This window comes from Pseudarthrobacter woesei, from assembly GCF_055412745.1.
This window is the reverse complement of record NZ_JBVAYU010000003.1, coordinates 15,374-31,617: the sequence shown is the minus strand read 5'-3', so window position 1 is coordinate 31,617 and position 16,244 is coordinate 15,374. Positions and strand designations below refer to the sequence as shown.

Genomic DNA, 16,244 nt, shown 5'->3' with positions numbered 1-16,244 from the left:
CGCAAGATCAACACTACCGCCCGGTGAACTTGGGGCCAAATCGAGGTGGCGTGATGTGCATCTCAAGCCGCTGGGGTCAAGCACCGGCCCGGGCGCCGGGTACGGGAAAGGCCGGGTTTCCGCTCCGGTAGAGCAGGAACCCGGCCTCATTCTGTCCGCTAGTTGCTCGGCGTCGGCGACGGCGTGGCCGACGGCGACGCGGTGCCGCCCGGCGACGGGGTGGCTGACGGCGTTGGCACCGGAGTCACCGCGACCTTGCCCTCGGCGTCGAGCGCCCGCTGCAGGGCCGCCGAGAGCTTCCTCTGCTGCTCGCCGTAGGCTGCGAAGTCGCCCTTCGCGAGGGCTTCCTGGCCGGCCTTGATGGCCGCGTTCGCCTCGTCCAGGGCCGCCTTGAGCTCCACCCTGGCGTCCGCGTTGCCCGTAACCGGCGGTGTCGCGCCGCCGCCGGGAGCGGGAGTGGCCGGCGTCTGGCCGTTGTTGGCCGCGTCACCGGCCGTGGCACCGGAGCGGCCGCCGAACAGCTGGTTCAGTGCCTCATCCAGGGTCGGTGCGAAGCCGATCTTGTCGCCAAAGGCCACCAGCACGCGCTGCAGGGTGGGGTACGAGGTTTCACCGGTGGACCTCAGGTAGACGGGCTGGACGTAGAGCAGGCCGCCACCGACCGGCAGCGTCAGCAGGTTGCCGTTGAGCACTGCCGACGCTCCCTGGCGCAGCAGGTTCAGCGCCTGTGAGACGGTGGGGTCGGAGTTGAACTTGTTCTGCGCCTGGCCTGGGCCGGGCACCTGGGCCTCCGGCGGAATCTGCAGGAGCCTCAGCTGGCCGTAACTCTCGGCCTTGACACCCTTTTCCTTGCCGGCGTCGGAATCCGCTGCGAGGAAGCCGTAGAGCACGTTGCGGGCGGTGCCGTTGACCACCTGCGGGATGAACGAGGAGGTCAGCTGGAAGGCCGGCTTGTCCTGGTCCGGCATCTTCAGGGACATGTAGAACGGCGGCTGCTTGACCTCTTCCTTGACGGTGGGATCGTTCGGGACCGACCACGCGTCGTTATTGGTGTAGAAGTTGTCCGCCTGGGTGACGTGGTAACGTCCCAGCAGCTCGCGCTGGACCTTGAACAGATCCTCGGGGTAGCGGACGTGGCTCATGAGCGCCCCGGACATTTCCGAGTACGGCTTCAGCGAGGTCGGGAACACGTTCTGCCATGCCTTTAGCACCGGGTCCTGGTCATCCCAGGCGTACAGCGTCACTGAACCGTCGTAGGCATCCACGGTCGCCTTGACCGAGTTGCGGATGTAGTTGACTGAGCTGTTCGGCAGGGCCGTGGTGCGGCCCGCCGTCGTCTGCGAGTCGGTGGTGGCTGCCGAGAGCTGCTCCTGCTGCGAGTACGGGTAGTACTGGCTCGTCGTGTAGCCGTCCACGATCCATTTCACCCGGCCGTCGACCACGGCAGGGTACGCGTTGCCGTCCACCGTCAGGTACGGCGCGACCTTCTCGACACGGTCCTTCGGGTTGCGGTCGTAGAGGACCTGGGAGTCGGCGTTGACCCCGTCGGAGAGCAGCAGGTCCGAGGACTGGAACTTGATCGAGTACAGGATCTTGTTGAAGAAGCTGCCGACGTTCGGCCCGCCGTTTCCGGTGAAGGTGTACTGCGTCTCGCCGTCGCCTTCTTTGGCCGCCGGACGGTCCTGCTCGCGGTTTGGGGCCCCGTCGGGAGCGCCGACGATGGAATACTCGGGCGAGTTCTCACCGAAGTAGATCCGGGGCTGGTAGGTCGAGTCGTTGCCGAGCACGCCGGTGGAGGGGATGCCCGCCTGCAGGAACTCGGGCTTGCCGTCGGCGGTGAACTTGTTGCCCTTGGCAGCGACGACGCCGTAGCCGTGGGTGTAGACGACATGGCGGTTCAGCCAGGACTGCTGGTTGGCGCTCAGTCCGTCCGGGTTCAACTCCCGCACCGCGATGACGGTGTCCTGGATCTTTCCGTCCACCTCGTAGCGGTCCACGTTCAGGGCACTGGGAAACTGGTAGTAGGGCCGGTACTGCTCGAGCTGCGAGAACGCGTCCGAGATCAGGTTCGGGTCCAGCAGGCGGATGTTCGTCGTGGTCTGCGCATCCGGGGCCAGGGCGCCCGTGGTGGCGTCGGTGGTGGCGTCGTACCGCTTCTCCTGGATCTTATCGAGGCCATACGCGGCGCGGGTCATGCTGATGTTCCGCTCGATGTACTGCTTCTCCAGCGTCTGCTCCGAGGGACGGACCTGGAACTGCTGGATCACCCAGGGATAGACGCCGCCGGCGAGGATCGAGGTAATGACGAGCATGGCGGTGCCGATCAACGGCAGGCGCCACTTGCCGATGACGGCGGCAACAATGAAGAGCACGGCGACGAGGGCCGCGGCCACGGCGAGGATGGATTTGGTGGGGATGACGGCGTTGACGTCTGTGTACAGCGCCCCGGCCCAGCGTCCCCCGCTGTTCTGCACCGCAGCGTAGCGGTCCAGCCAGAAATTGGTGCCGAGCAGCACCAGGAAGACGGCGCCGGTGACAGCCAGATGGATCTGGGCCGCGCGGCTGGTGAAGATACCGCGTTCCATGATCCGGATGCTGCCGTAGAGGTAGTGGGTGAGGATGCCGGCGACGCCGGCCACAATCGTGACGCTGATCAGGAAGCCGGTCACGAAGCCGAGGAACGGCAGGGTCATCAGGTAGAAGCTGATGTCGAGTCCGAACTGCGGATCTGCCTGGCCGAAGGGCTCCTGGTTCAGGAACAGCAGCACTTTCTGCCACTGGCTCGCGGTGGCGCTGCCGGCGAAGAGGCCGAACAGCACGGGCAGGCCGATCATAACGACGCGCCGGATCGGCTCGAGCTGGACCTGGTAGCGGTTCAGGTTGTCACGGATGTCCGAATCCGGCGCGTACACGGGACGCGCATGGTAGGCGATCCTGATGGCGAAGAAGACGGCCGCGAACATCACGGCGAAGCCGATCAGGAAAATCGCGATGCGCGAGAGGTTCTCCGTCAGGAAGACTTCAAAGAAGCCCAACTGCTGGTACCAGAGAACGTCCGTCCAGACATTGGCGAGGAAAATGAAACCGACCACAATCAAGGCCACGACAATCAACGTCGGCGTCAGTGCGCCTCGTCGTGTCTGCGGTCTTCCGGGCGGGACAGGGCTGGCGGGACGGGACAAACTCGGTACCTCATAGCTGGTCGTCAGGTATTGGTTTTTAGTTATCAGTCGGTGCGGTGTTGCGACATACGGTGTTGCTGCATTGTATCCACGACGGGCACCGCCCCGGCAGGGCAACGGCGGACGTCATCAGTGCCACGAGTGGCGGCTGAGCTTAGTTCCGGGGTCAGTCTAGTTGCTGGTGCAGACAGGAAGACCTGATGTGTCGGCACCGGACGCGGTCAGTTCCACAGCCTTCCGCGCCTCGGCCAGATTCTCGACCCGAACCACCTGCAGGCCGTCAGGGATGTGGCCGACGACGTCGCCGCAGTTTGCCGCCGGCGCCAGGAACATGGTGGCCCCGCCGGAGCGGGCACCGTGCATCTTCTGCGCGATTCCGCCGATCGGGCCCACGGCGCCGTCGGGGGTGATGGTTCCGGTTCCCGCGATGTGCTTTCCGCCGGTCAGGTCACCCGGGGTCACCGTGTCCACGATCCCGAGGGCGAACATCAGCCCGGCACTGGGGCCGCCCACCTTTTCGAGGGAGATCTTGACGTCGAAGGGGAACGTGAACTTGTACTGCAGCATCACTCCGAGCACGAAGCGGCCGGCGCTTGTCCTGCTCGGGGTGATGATGGCCGGCGCACTGCTGCCGCCGCGGTCGACGACGACAGTCACCGGGGCACCGTTGCCGGCTGCCAGTTCCGCCTGGACGACGCCCAGGGACGAGATCGGTTTGCCATTGATGGACACCAGTACGTCGTCGTCCTGGAGCTTTCCGCTCGAGGCGGAGCCGTCCGGGACACCGGCGATCTGCATCTTCTGCTCGAACGGGATGTTTAGTTCGTTCAGTGCAGAGGCGACGGCGTTCTCCTGCGAGGTGGTCATCGCGACGGCGCTCTCCTGCTGGGACTGCTCCTTCGTCACACCGGTGGGGTAGATGAGTTCCTCGGGGTAGACGGCCCGGGTGCCGCCGATCCAGGCCGAGAAGGCTTCGAAAACGGTGACCGGGCCATTGGGCCCGCCGTCGACGTAGACCGTGGTGAGGTCCAGGTTTCCCTTCGCCGGAAAGGCCTCGTGTCCGGTCACGGTGATGACCGGTTTGCCGTTGTCGTTACCGAGGGTATTAAACGTCGGTCCGGGTGATTCGACGACGTACGGGACGGGCAGGCTCACCGCGGTGATGCCCAGGCCCGCTGCGAGCAGTCCCGAGACGAGCAGGGCCGAGGACCGCTTGTCCCGTGTCCTGGCGGCACGGGGTCCGGTGAGCTGGACCCTCCGGCCCTTCGCCTGGCCTGCTGCCGGCTCGCCGGCGGGCTGCCCACCCTGGGTAATCGTCAATGAAGGACCTCTCCGTGCCGGCGCCTGGGGACCCTGCGGACCCGTGAACAGCGCACCGCGGCCGCGGCCTCAGCCGCAGGCTGCCGCCTGCCAATATTCCAGTTTCTAACAGTACGCGCTCGCTTGCCGGGACGGGTCTTTGCCTACAGCGAACGTGGCGCGGTTTCGGCAGACAGCCCCGCTTGCCGCGGGGTACCGTGAACGTGAGAAGCAGCCACACCGACGATCGGCGGGATCATGACCTCCAACCCACTCAATCCGTCCAATGGCGACGAGGAACCCAAGGATCCGCTCGCAGAGATGCTGAAGAACCTGATGGGCGGCCAGGGCATGGGCAATATCGACCCCGCCGAGCTGGCCAAGGCCGCCGGCCTGCCGGATGATCCGAATCTCCTCGCGCAGATGTTCTCGCAGGTCCAGGCGATGATGGGCGCCACCTCGGAGGGCCCGGTCAACTGGCAACTGGCCCACGAAAACGCCCGTCGGGTGGCCGCGAGCGGCTCCGACCCGTCGGTCACCGCCCAGCAGTCCCGCGAAGTCGATGAGGCCCTGCGGCTCGCCGAGCTGTGGCTTGATCAGGTCACCGGGCTGCCGGCCACCGGCCTGATCGGCAGGGCCTGGTCCCGCGCGGAGTGGGTCGAGGAGACCCTCGGGACCTGGAAGCGACTGACCGAGCCGGTGGCCAACAGCATCGCGAATGCGCTGTCCGCCGCCATGACCGAGCAGATGCCTGAGGAAATGAAGTCCATGATGGGCGGCGCCTCCTCGATGCTGCAGAACATGGGCGGGGCAATCTTTGGCATGCAGCTGGGTCAGGCAATCGGCGCCCTCTCGGCCGAAGTGGTCAGCTCCACCGACATTGGGGTACCGCTGGCCGACCTCGAAATGGCACTGCTGCCGTCCAATGTGGCGAAGTTCGGCGAAGGCCTGAGCCTGCCCGAGAACGACATCCGGCTTTTCCTGGCCGTCCGCGAGGCGGCCCACACCCGGCTCTTCGTGCAGGTCCCGTGGCTGCGGGGGCACCTGCTCGGGGCGATCGAGGCGTACGCCCGCGGCATCCACATCGACACGTCGAAGATCGAGGAACTCGCCCGCGAGCTGGATCCGGGCAACCCCGAAGGCATCCAGGATGCCCTGTCCCAGGGCGTCTTTATGCCGCAGCGTACCCCGGCGCAAGAGCAGGCCCTCGAGAAGCTCGAGACCGCCCTCGCCCTCGTGGAAGGCTGGGTTGACGAACTGACCTGGGCCGCCACGGAGAAGCTGCTTCCCTCGGCCGCGGCGCTCCGCGAAACCGTCCGCCGTCGCCGCGCCACCGGAGGCCCGGCCGAACACGCGTTCTCGTCCCTCGTGGGGCTGGAGCTGCGGCCGCGCCGGCTGCGCGAGGCCGCCACACTGTGGGCCTCGCTCAAGGCGGAACGCGGCATCGAGGGACGCGACGCCATCTGGCAGCACCCCGACCTGCTGCCGACGGCGGAGGATCTGGATGATCCGACGGGCTTCAGCGGCCGCCGGCAGCTCGCCGAGGCAAGCGGCACCGAGGTGGACGACGCCTTGCAGAAGCTCCTCAGCGGCGGCTTCGATGAGCCCGAGACCGGGACTCCGGCCGACGGGGCGGAAGGGGAAACCGGTGCAGCCGGGGAGGCCGGTCCTCAGGAACCCGGCCCGGACGAAGCTCCCGGCCGGGGCGATAGCTCCAAGTCATAGCGGATGAGTAGGTTTGCCCCGGCCGGAACGTCAGTTCCGGCCGGGGCTTTCTGCTGCCCGCCGTCGTAGTCTCGCTATGCCGGCAACCTCGCCGTCAGCCGGAAACGCCGCCGGCGTCCTCGTCGCAATCATCGGCGTCGCCCGGCGTCAGGCCCCGCGCGGCCGCGAATGAGACGCCCGCCAGGAAAGCCTTGGCCCGTCCCGTTTCGGGGTAGGCCTCCAGCAGGCGCCAGAACGCGGCGTTGTGGCCGGCCACCAGCAGGTGCGCCAGTTCGTGCAGCAGGACGTAGTCGATGACCCACTGCGGCATCGGCTGGAGCTTGTCGGAGAGCCTGATGGTGCCGTCCGACGGCGTCGCGGAGCCCCAGCGCGAGTTCTGGTTGCCCACCCAGCGGACCGAGGACGGTACGGCGCGGCCGCCGAAGTACTTCGCGGACAGCTCGGCGGCATGCGCGGCCAGCGCGGCGTCGCTGCGCGGACGCCGCTTGCCCGCACGCGTTCCACGCTCCCCCTGGAGCCGGAGCTTTTCGAGCATCCGGTGCACCCATTCGCGCTCCTGGGTGCGGCTGAAGGACGCCGGAATGGCGACAACGGCGGTGCCGTTCTCCCAGAACGCGGCGACTGTCCGGCGCCGTCGGGCCGAGCGGCGCACCTCCACCGGGGCGCCGTCGGCCGTGGTCAGCGGCGCGGCCGCCGGTGTGGCACGGGAGGCGGGACGGCTGCTTGCGCTGCCGGCCATCAGAGGGTGGTGCTTTCCACCAGCACCGCCAGTACCGCTTCGCCGTATTTTTCCAGCTTCGACGGACCGACACCGGCGAGCTTGGCCAGCTGTTCGAGGGATTCCGGCCGGGCCTCGGCGATGGCGGTCAGCGTGGCGTCGGTGAAGACCACAAAGGCCGGAACGTCCGCCTCGAGGGCCACATCCTTGCGCCACTGGCGCAGCGCGTCGAAGGTCTGTTCCTCATAGGTTGGCGGGCACGCGTTGCAACGTCCCACCTTGCGCTCGGCACCGGAGGAGAGCATTGTTCCGCAGACCCGGCACGACGCCGGCACGGCGGCCTTCCGGCGCGGCGCGGCGCCCTTGCCACGGACGGAGGAGCTCGCCACCGAGTCCGGGCGCAGCCCGTCCAGGAAGCGTGAAGGCTTGCGGTTCACGCGGCCGCCGGGAGTCCTGGCGGTGGACCAGGACAGGAACAGGTGCTCCCTGGCGCGGGTGATTCCCACGTAGAGCAGGCGGCGTTCCTCGTCCACCGATTCGGGGCTGTCCGCGAAGGAGATCGGCATGAGCCCCTCACTGAGCCCGACAAGGAAGACGGCATCCCACTCAAGGCCCTTGGCGGAGTGCAGCGAAGCCAGGGTGACGCCCTGTACGGTCGGGGCGTGCTGGGCCAGGGAACGATCCTGGAGTTCATTGACGAAGTCGGAGAGGCTGAACTGTTCCCCCCGGCTGATCACCAGTTCGTCGGCGAGCGCCACGAGGGCCGCGAGCGATTCCCAGCGTTCCCGGAGCGCGCCGCCGCTATGCGGTGCGGCGTCCGTGTAGCCCAGCGAGGTCACGATGTCGCGGACCAGCTGGCCGAGCGGCTCGGGTGTGGCGGTCTCCGCGACGGCCCGGGTGGCCGCCCGGAGCTGGAGGATGGCGTCGCGGACTTCCTTGCGGGCGAAGAACCGCTCGCCGCCGCGCAGCTGGTAGCCGATGCCGGCCGAGGCCAGGGCCTGTTCGTAGGCTTCGGACTGGCCATTGGTGCGGAACAGCACAGCAATCTGGCTTGCCGGGGTGCCGGCGTCGAGCAGCGCGCGGACCTTGACGGCGACAGTGGCAGCCTCAGCTTCGTCGTCGGTGCACTCGGTGAACTGCGGCACGGGCCCGGCCGGGCGCTGGGCCAGGAGCTGCAGGGGCGTGGCCCAGGCGGCATCGGCGACGGGGCCGCCGCTGCGCCGGCCGGCCAGCAGCTCGTTGGCCAGTCTCACCACCTGCGGTGTTGAACGGTAGTCGCGGATCAGCTTGACGACGTTGGCGTCCGGGTACATCGCCTTGAAGCCGAGCAGGTGTTTCGGGGAGGCGCCGGTGAACGAGTAGATGGTCTGGCTGGCGTCGCCCACCACACACAGCTCATCGCGGCCGCCCAGCCACAGTTCCAGCAGCCGCTGCTGCAGCGGCGAAACGTCCTGGTACTCGTCGACGACGAAGTGCCGGTACTGCTCACGGACCGTCGCCGCCACCTTGGGGTCCTCCTGCAGGATGCCCACGGTAATCAGCAGCACGTCCTCGAAGTCGATCACGTTGCGGTCCGTCTTCACGTCCTCATAGGACTGGAAGACGCGGGCGACGGCGGTCAGGTCGAAGCCGCCGGGGCTCCCGCGACCCTGGGCCTTTTCCAGATAGTTGGCGGGGGTCAGCATGGACACCTTGGCCCACTCGATCTCGGAGGCGAGGTCCCGGATGGAGGCGCGGTCGGTGCTGAGCCGGAGCCTGCGGGCCGCCTCGGCGATCATCTGGGCCTTGTGGTCCAGCAGGTTCGGCAGGGCCCCGCCGATGGCCTGGGGCCAGAAGAACTGGAGCTGCCGCAGCGCCGCAGCGTGGAAGGTGCGGGCCTGGACGTTGCCGACGCCGAGGTCCCGGAGCCGGCTGCGCATTTCGGCCGCGGCGCGCGAGGTGAACGTGACGGCCAGAAGCCGTTGCGGGCTGTACACGCCCGAGTGCACTCCGTAGGCGATGCGGTGGGTGATGGCGCGGGTCTTGCCGGTGCCGGCGCCGGCCAGCACGCACATCGGTCCCTGCAGGGTGCTGGCCACCTCGCGCTGTTCGGCGTCGAGGCCGCCCAGGATACGTTCTTCCAGCGAGCGGTTGTCCTGCGCCGGGCGTTCGCTGCCCGGCCCGTCATCCTCGGACAGGGTCAGGGGCAACGCGCTGGCGTTGAAATTCTCTGTGGTCACTTTACTGGGTCACTTTGCTGGGTCACTTTTCCGGGTTATTTGCTGCGCCATGCGGCCGTCATTCGCCCGGCCGGTCCCGGATGACGCCGCCGTACCAGTGCTCGATGAGGGCCCGGGCTATGGAAAGCCGGCTGGAGATGACGATCTCGCCGCTGAGCACCGCGTCCTGCAGTTCGCTCCGGCTGAACCAGCGCGCCCTGGTGACCTCGACGCCGTCGGGCCTTGCCTCGGTGTCCGGGGTCGTGGCGGTGAAGCCGAGCATCAGCGAGGCAGGGAAGGGCCATGGCTGGGATCCAAGGTACTGGCTCGCGGTGACCCGCACCCCGACCTCCTCGCCGATCTCGCGGACGACGGCCTGTTCCAGCGATTCCCCCGGCTCGACGAAGCCGGCCAGCGTGGAGTAGTTCCGGGCATCGAGGGGGCCGCCGCCGCCCAGCAGGAGGCGGCCGTCGGGTCCCACCACGGTGACGATGATCGCAGGATCGGTTCGCGGGTAGTGCTCGGAGCTGTCCGCCGGGCAGCGGCGGACCCAGCCGCCGGCCTCCGGCTGGGTTGCGGTGCCGCAGCGCGGGCAGTGCGTGTGGCTGGCATGCCAGTTGGCGATGGCGCTGGCTTCGATGAAGAGGGCAGTGTCCGTGGTGTTCAGCCCGGCGGCGACATCACGGAAGCCGGCCCACTGTGCGCCCGGGGGGATACCCGCGATGTGTGCCTCGAACTCCTCGGCCTGGACCTCGAACTGCTCCGGCAGGAGGAAGAGAACCAGCTGCGTGCCGGCGTCGAGGGCGGAGCCGGGCAGGGCAGAACCCAGGTAGATCAGTTGCTCCGGGGCGTAGGCGGTCCCCTGCAGATGGTCCGCCAGCTCGGCAGCGTCCAGAAGCACCAGGCTGTTGCCGTTGATGAGGGCCTGCCGGCCGGACAGCACCATGGCCCGCGCGGTCCCGGAGCGGATGAGCTCAGCCAGCATCCCCGGCTCTATCCTGGCGGCGGATCCGCGGTCAACCAGAGCAGGACGCACCGGCAGGACAGTGTCCGTCAGCCGGTCCGCGGGCAGGCTGTGTTGGGGGGAGATTGGCGTGTTCACCTGTGGTGGGTTCGTTGACGCCGGTGACTCCGCATGACTCATGTACCCACCGTACTGACTCCCGCTGACAATTGACATTTGCCGCCGGCCATGGCGGGAGCTATGCGGGCGCCGTCACGCCACCGTGTGAGCGGCGGCACGGCAACGTGCGGGCGGGCCGGCCTGGCAACGTGTGAGCGGCGGCACGGACCGGCCTGGCGCAGGGAAATGCGGGTGCTATTTATTCCCCATCTTTCAGACTCGCCGTGGTGCATCGCCGTTGTGGGCGCCGCTCAATCTACCGTGGAAGAGTGAGAAGACAACCAATCGAACTGGCAGCTGTGGCAACCGCGGCAGTCCCCGGGCTGACCCCGACCGCCGTTAGCTCTGCGCCCGACGATCCGGCGGACTTCGATTCGGCTCTTCTCCTGGACTCCGAAGGCAAGCGCTGGCGTGTCCGCTCGCCCCGGCACCCCGAAGCCAGCACACGGCTGGAGACGGAATTTCTGGTACTGCGCGCCTTCGTTCCCGGCATCCGTGCCGAGCTTCCCTTCCTGATGCCCACTGTGGCCGGAACCGTGCGGCAGGGGCCGCTGAGCACCTTCGTCTACTCGCATCTCGCAGGCTCCACCCGCTCCGTCGAGGAACTTGGCGCCGGGTCCGCTGCCCTGGCCCGCGAAATCGGCGGCGCCCTGGCCGCCATCCACGACCTCCCCCAGACCCTGGTCAACAACGCCGATCTGCCGAGTTACACTCCCAATGAGTTCCGCCAGCGCCGCCTTAACGAACTCGACCAGGCCGCGACCACGGGCAAGATCCCGCCATTGCTGCTCCGCCGATGGGAGCACGCGCTGGAGGATGTCTCACTGTGGCGCTTCAACCCCTGCGTCGTCCACGGCGATCTCCACGAGGACAACCTGCTGGTCGACGGCGACCGGGTGACCGCCGTCACCGGCTGGACGGACCTGCGGATCGGCGATCCGGCGGACGACATGGCCTGGCTGGTGGCCTCCAATGACCAGGACTTCGTCGACGCGGTACTGGAGCACTACACCTCATGCCGGCGCGACGTTCCCGATGCCCATCTGCTGCGGCGTGCCGCACTCTCGGCCGAATTCGCCCTGGCCCAGTACCTGGTCAAGGGGCTCGCGGCCGGAAACCAGGACATGATCGACGACGCCGAGTCCATGCTGGGCGCACTGGCCGAGGACGTCGCCGAACACGGCGGGCAGCCCATCAGCGTGGAACCGCTCCGGGCTCCCGCGCCCGGTATTGGGCAGCCCGGCCTGCTGGCGGATCCGGACAGCAGTCCGACGCCGGCCGTGAGCAAGGTGACGCTGCTGGCGCCGGATTCGGTGTCCGGGCTGGCTGCAGCCCCCGCCGGCAGCGCCATGCCGGCAGTGCAGGTGACGCCGATCCCGCCCGCCGCCCTTAACGCCGCCGACGACGCCGCCAACGACGTTCCGGTTGGCAACGGTGCGGGTTCTGCCGTTTCGGTATCGGCCATCCCAGGGAATGAGCCCGACGCCGATGACACCTCGACGCAGTCGATCGCCGTCATCCAGTCGGCCGCCGCGGACGAAGCAGGTTCTGCGGCCGCGGCTGACTCCGCGGATGACACCTCGACCGCCGCCATCTCCGTGGTCCGGGCGAAGTCGACCTAGTACGAACGAAGGACTAGCGGGCATTTTCGCTAGTTTGCCGGGGGTTGGGCAAAGCCGGGACCCTGTCGCTCCGGGAGGACATGTCCATTCTCCGCGCCCGGGACCGGGCAAAACCGGAATATGTCCACCCGCCGGCCCCGGCGCGGCGCATATCCGGTCCAGTGGACATTTTCGTTTACTTAGCCTGGCGCCGGCAGCCAGCGGTGGCACTCCTTCCCGGTTGCCTGCCCGCCCGGCCGCCCGGCCGCCTGCCGGCCCGGGCAAAGCCCGGATTCCCGCCCGCGTTTGGCGCCGGGCGCCGAAGCAACTGGGCAGGACCGTCACGGCATGGGCATGTGGGGCTGGTCCGGTCAGGCGTTGGGCGGGTCGGGCGGCGGGTGGGTCCGACGGCGGGGAGCCAGGCTGCTCCACGGGAGGACATGCCCAGTCTTCGCACCCGGGTCCGGGCATAACCGGACTATGTCCACCCGCCGGCCCCGGCGCGGGGCATGTCCCGTCCAGCGGGACCGGAATATGTCCACCCGCCAGCCCCGGCACCGGGCATGTCCCCGGGCCCGGTGATCCCGCCTTTGACCCAGACCCAGACGCCGACGAACCAACGAAAATGCCCGCTGGCCAGGCTGCGGTGGTGCCGGCGGCACGCCGGTCGCGGGCGACGCCGGTGGGCGGGGGCACGGCACGAGGACCTGTCCTCTTTGTGAGTCCTTTTGTGCGGAACTCACTGACCACCGCACGATAGCGCTTCACATCGGGACTCCGTTTCCCAGAAACCTGGAACTCCACCGCTCCGCGGGACGCGCCCGACAGGCGTCGAACCCGGGCACGGCGGGTCAGCGACGCTGGGCCGCTAGCTCCTGGCCTGCCCGAGGGCCGCGGCCACTATCCCTTCGAGCCGCTCCGCCGACCCCAGGTCATGCGGCCGGACTACCTGGTTGTCCGCAACGTAGTAGAACGCTGCCCGCACCTGGTGCAGCGGGACGCCCTTAAGGCGCGACCAGGCGAGCCGGTAGACGGCAAGCTGGACGGCCTTGACCTTCAGCTGGGAAGCCGAGGGCCGGCGACCGGTCTTCCAGTCCACGAGGTCCCAGCCGCCGTCGGCATCCCGGAAGACGGCGTCGATCCGGCCACGGACGACGACGTCTCCGATCCGCGTTTCCACGGGCACCTCGACATGCGCCGGGGCACGGTGTGCCCACTCGGACCGGCGGAAAGTCTCCACCATGGAGTCCAGGCCGTACGCCACGTCGATATGGTCATCCGAGCCGGCCTCCTCGCCGAGGTCCAGTATGCCGGTGGTGCCGAAATACTCCTCCACCCAGGCGTGGAAAGCCGTGCCCTTGCGGGCGGACATCCCGGGCTCCCGTGGAACCGGCCGCCGCAGCCGGGCGACGACGGAGCCTGCGTCCTCTTCCAGATCCACCAGAGTGGACGCCGAGATGTGACTTGGGAGGTGGACGTCGTGCATCGTGGTCCGCCGGGACCGGCGTTCCAGCAGCGTCGCGGCCTCGCGGGCCCAGCCCGCGGCAGGGCCGCGCAGCGGGCGCCGGGATTCCCCGCCGGCCTGGACTGCAGCCCGTTCAGCAATCACGGCCGGATCGAGGATGTCCGAATCGAGCGATTGCAGCACCCGTGCGGCAGCCGCTTCCATCGCAACCCGGCGGCCCGCGACGAGCCGGATCCGCGAGCCCGTCCGAGGGTCGATCGGCCCCTCGAGGGGGTCATACGGCCACCCTGCCACTTCGAGTTCCGCGGTCAGCGGGCTCTCCTCCGGCAGCAATTCCTCGTTGACGGAGAGCGGGTGGATTTCCGCGGCACCCTCGGCCGACAAAACCTCAAGCCCGGCCAGGAACGGCGACATTTCCGCCATCCCGGCCCGGGAGCCCACCCAGGCGGCGCTGGACACCCAGAGGACATATTTCGCCCGGGTGTAGGCCACATAGGCAAGCCGGCGTTCCTCGGCCTCCCCGTGGACCTGAACGGCGGACTTGAATTCCTTCTCGGCGTCGAGCCAGCCCTTCTGATCGGGGTGGTCGAGATCCCACTGCGGCAGGTCCGCACGGTCCCCGCGCAGCGGCCAGGGCAGGGCTGCGCTGCCGCTGCTCCAGCGCGAGTCCCGGCTGCTGGGAAACGCCCCGGCGTTGAGCCCCGGAACGAACACAACGTCCCATTCCAGGCCCTTGGACGCGTGTACCGTCAGGAGCTGCACGGCTTCGTGGTTCACTTCCGGCGCGGCCGCGTCGAGGCCGTTTTCCTCCGCGGCCGCGGCCTCGAGCCAGGCGAGGAAGGCGAGGACGTCGACGCGCCGGGAGGTGTGCAGGAATCCGGCGGCGGCGTCCTGGAAGGCATCCAGGTTCCGGCGTGCCTGGTGGATGCTGATCCCGGGCCGGGCCGCGACTTCGATGTCCAACAGCATGGCCCGCTCCACCTCGCCGAGCAGGGTGGTGAGGTCATCGCCCAGGTAGCCGCGCAGCTGGCGGAGTTCGGCCGAGAGCCGGTGGAGCCGTTCCTGGGCTTCGGGGCTCAGCCGCCGGCCGTTCGCGGACGTCCAGCCCTCGCGCGGCAGCCAGTCCAGCGCCTCGACCAGACTGGCGGCATCCGTGAGGTCGCCCTCGATCACCACCGCGTCCGCGCCGTCGTCGGTGTCGGTGTTGGTGTCGTCATCCGTCTCCGGGCTGCCGGGGCGTCCCCTGCGTCGGGCGAGGAAGCTCGACCAGTCGCGGAAAGCCATCAGATCTGCGGGGCCGATCCGCCAGCGCGCACCGGCCAGCAGACGCATCAGGGAGTCTGAGCGGCCCGGATCGGCCAGGACCCGGAGGGTTGCCACCAGGTCCACGATCTCCGGGGTATCCAGCAGACCGCCGAGGCCGACGATCTCATACGGGATCCCACGCACCTCGAATTCCCGGCGAATGCATTCCATTTGGGCGCGCCGGCGGCACAGCACCGCCATCGCGGGCGGCTCAGGCTCCGCTGCCGACCCGTCAAAATCGGTCACCCGGAACGTCAGGACATCGGCGGCGATCGCCGCGGCCTCGTCCTCGTCGGTACCAAAACGGCCCATCACCACGCGGCCCTGGACCGCGGCCGGGCTGGGCTGCAGCGGAGGGACCTCGACAGCCCCGTTGGTGGCCCGTGCCCCTGCGGCGCCGGTGTGAGCCGCGGCCTTGCTGAGCGGGGCGGAAATGACGTTGGCGGCGGAGAGGATGTTCCGGCCGTTGCGCCAGGCAGTGGTGAGGTACGACGTCGGAGCCGCGGCAACGCGCGGGGCCGTGGAACCCACAGCGTCGGAGTCGGCGTCCAGCCGGATCGGGAATTCGCGGACGAAGTGGAAGAGCTGGCCGGCGGACGCGCCGCGGAAGCCGTAGATCGACTGGTTAGGGTCCCCCACCGCGGTCACGGCGTGCCCGTCGCCGAAAAGCCTGGAAAAGAGGACTAGCTGGGCGTGCGAGGTGTCCTGGAACTCGTCCAGCAGCACCACCTTGTACTTTTGGCGTTCGGTTTCCGCGGCAACCGGAATCTCGTTGGCCACCCGGGCTGCGAGGGCGACAAGGTCACCGAAGTCCAGGGCGCCCCGGGCCCGTTTGGCGTCGGTGTATCGGCCGACCATGTCAGCGACGCTGGCCCGGGTGCGCAACAGGGCGCTCAACTCCCTTGCGGCCTGGCTGGGATTTTTCTTGGCGGTGGCGAGGTAGGGCAGCGCCTCGAACTCGCCGACGCGTTCCAGCAGCCAGTCGCGGACTCCGGCCGGATCCTGGAGATGCTCCGCGCATTCGCCTGCGAGTTGGATGACCGCCTTGACCAGGGTGGACTTGGCGGAGTGAAAGTGCTCGTAGTCGCCGTCGAACGCTTCCACCACCTCGCTGGCGAGCTGGAAGGACTGGGCGCCCCCAAGCAGCACCACGTCGCGTTCGACGCCGAGCCGGAGCCCGTAGTCGGACACGATCCCGCTGGCGTAGGAATGGTAGGTGGAGACCTTGGGCTCGAGAGCGTCAGTGCTCAGCAGCCCGGCAGGGAAGACGTTGTTCGCGGTGTCTTCCGCGGCAATGCGCGCCAGAGCGGCCAGCTTGGCACGGATGCGGGTGGCCAGTTCCCCGGCGGCCTTGCGGGTAAAGGTCACGCCGAGCACTTCCTCCGGCCGGACCCAGCCGTTGGCGACCAGCCACACCACCCGGTCCGCCATCGTGGCGGTCTTCCCCGAGCCGGCGCCGGCGATCACGAGCCGCGGCGCCAGGGGCGAAGAAATGATGAGGGACTGCTCGGCCGTGGGGCTGTTCTTCTCCCCCAGCATCCTGGCGACTTCCTCGGGGGTGAACCGCGGAGTGGGCAGGCGGACGGGTGGAGCGGCAGGACGGGCTCCGCTGCCGGTGAAGGGCTCCG

8 protein-coding genes are annotated in these 16,244 nt (G+C 68.6%); 2 read left to right on the top strand and 6 right to left on the bottom strand.

The window, feature by feature from the left end; genetic code table 11:
* Positions 1–158 precede the first annotated feature (158 nt).
* On the bottom strand, positions 159–3,182 hold the full coding sequence (locus ACZYZE_RS05630) for a UPF0182 family membrane protein (protein ID WP_459316883.1): 3,024 nt from the start codon (positions 3,180–3,182) through the stop codon (positions 159–161).
* Positions 3,183–3,353: 171 nt separating this feature from the next.
* Positions 3,354–4,502 carry a YlbL family protein gene (locus ACZYZE_RS05625; RefSeq protein ID WP_463906727.1) on the bottom strand — a complete coding sequence of 383 codons (1,149 nt, stop codon included), beginning with the start codon at positions 4,500–4,502 and terminating at the stop codon, positions 3,354–3,356.
* A 237-nt stretch (positions 4,503–4,739) separates the two neighbouring features.
* On the opposite strand from ACZYZE_RS05625, the gene ACZYZE_RS05620 reads away from it, so the two are divergent.
* A complete protein-coding gene (locus tag ACZYZE_RS05620) occupies positions 4,740–6,206 on the top strand; it encodes a zinc-dependent metalloprotease (RefSeq protein ID WP_463906724.1) in 1,467 nt (488 codons plus the stop codon).
* A gap of 94 nt (positions 6,207–6,300) precedes the next feature.
* Here ACZYZE_RS05620 and ACZYZE_RS05615 read toward each other — a convergent pair whose 3' ends face one another.
* Genes ACZYZE_RS05615 through nudC form a run of 3 tightly spaced genes read right to left on the bottom strand, consistent with a single transcriptional unit; the run spans position 6,301 to position 10,266 of the window.
* Entirely contained in the window at positions 6,301–6,945 is a 645-nt protein-coding gene (locus ACZYZE_RS05615) for a M48 metallopeptidase family protein (protein WP_459316886.1), read from the bottom strand.
* Positions 6,945–9,143 (bottom strand): ATP-dependent DNA helicase UvrD2, encoded by a 2,199-nt coding sequence (locus ACZYZE_RS05610; RefSeq protein WP_463906723.1) that lies wholly within the window; start codon positions 9,141–9,143, stop codon positions 6,945–6,947. Before ACZYZE_RS05610 ends, ACZYZE_RS05615 begins: the two co-directional genes overlap by 1 nt.
* 58 nt (positions 9,144–9,201) lie before the next feature.
* Complete coding sequence (nudC, locus tag ACZYZE_RS05605) at positions 9,202–10,266, bottom strand: NAD(+) diphosphatase (protein WP_463906721.1); 1,065 nt, start codon at positions 10,264–10,266, stop codon at positions 9,202–9,204.
* A 248-nt stretch (positions 10,267–10,514) separates the two neighbouring features.
* Between nudC and ACZYZE_RS05600 the strand changes: the two genes are divergently transcribed.
* Entirely contained in the window at positions 10,515–11,867 is a 1,353-nt protein-coding gene (locus ACZYZE_RS05600; RefSeq protein ID WP_459316889.1) for a macrolide 2'-phosphotransferase, read from the top strand.
* Positions 11,868–12,714: 847 nt separating this feature from the next.
* On the opposite strand, the gene ACZYZE_RS05595 is transcribed toward ACZYZE_RS05600, so the two are convergent.
* A complete protein-coding gene (locus ACZYZE_RS05595; RefSeq protein ID WP_463907143.1) occupies positions 12,715–16,155 on the bottom strand; it encodes an ATP-dependent helicase in 3,441 nt (1,146 codons plus the stop codon).
* Positions 16,156–16,244: the final 89 nt, after the last annotated feature.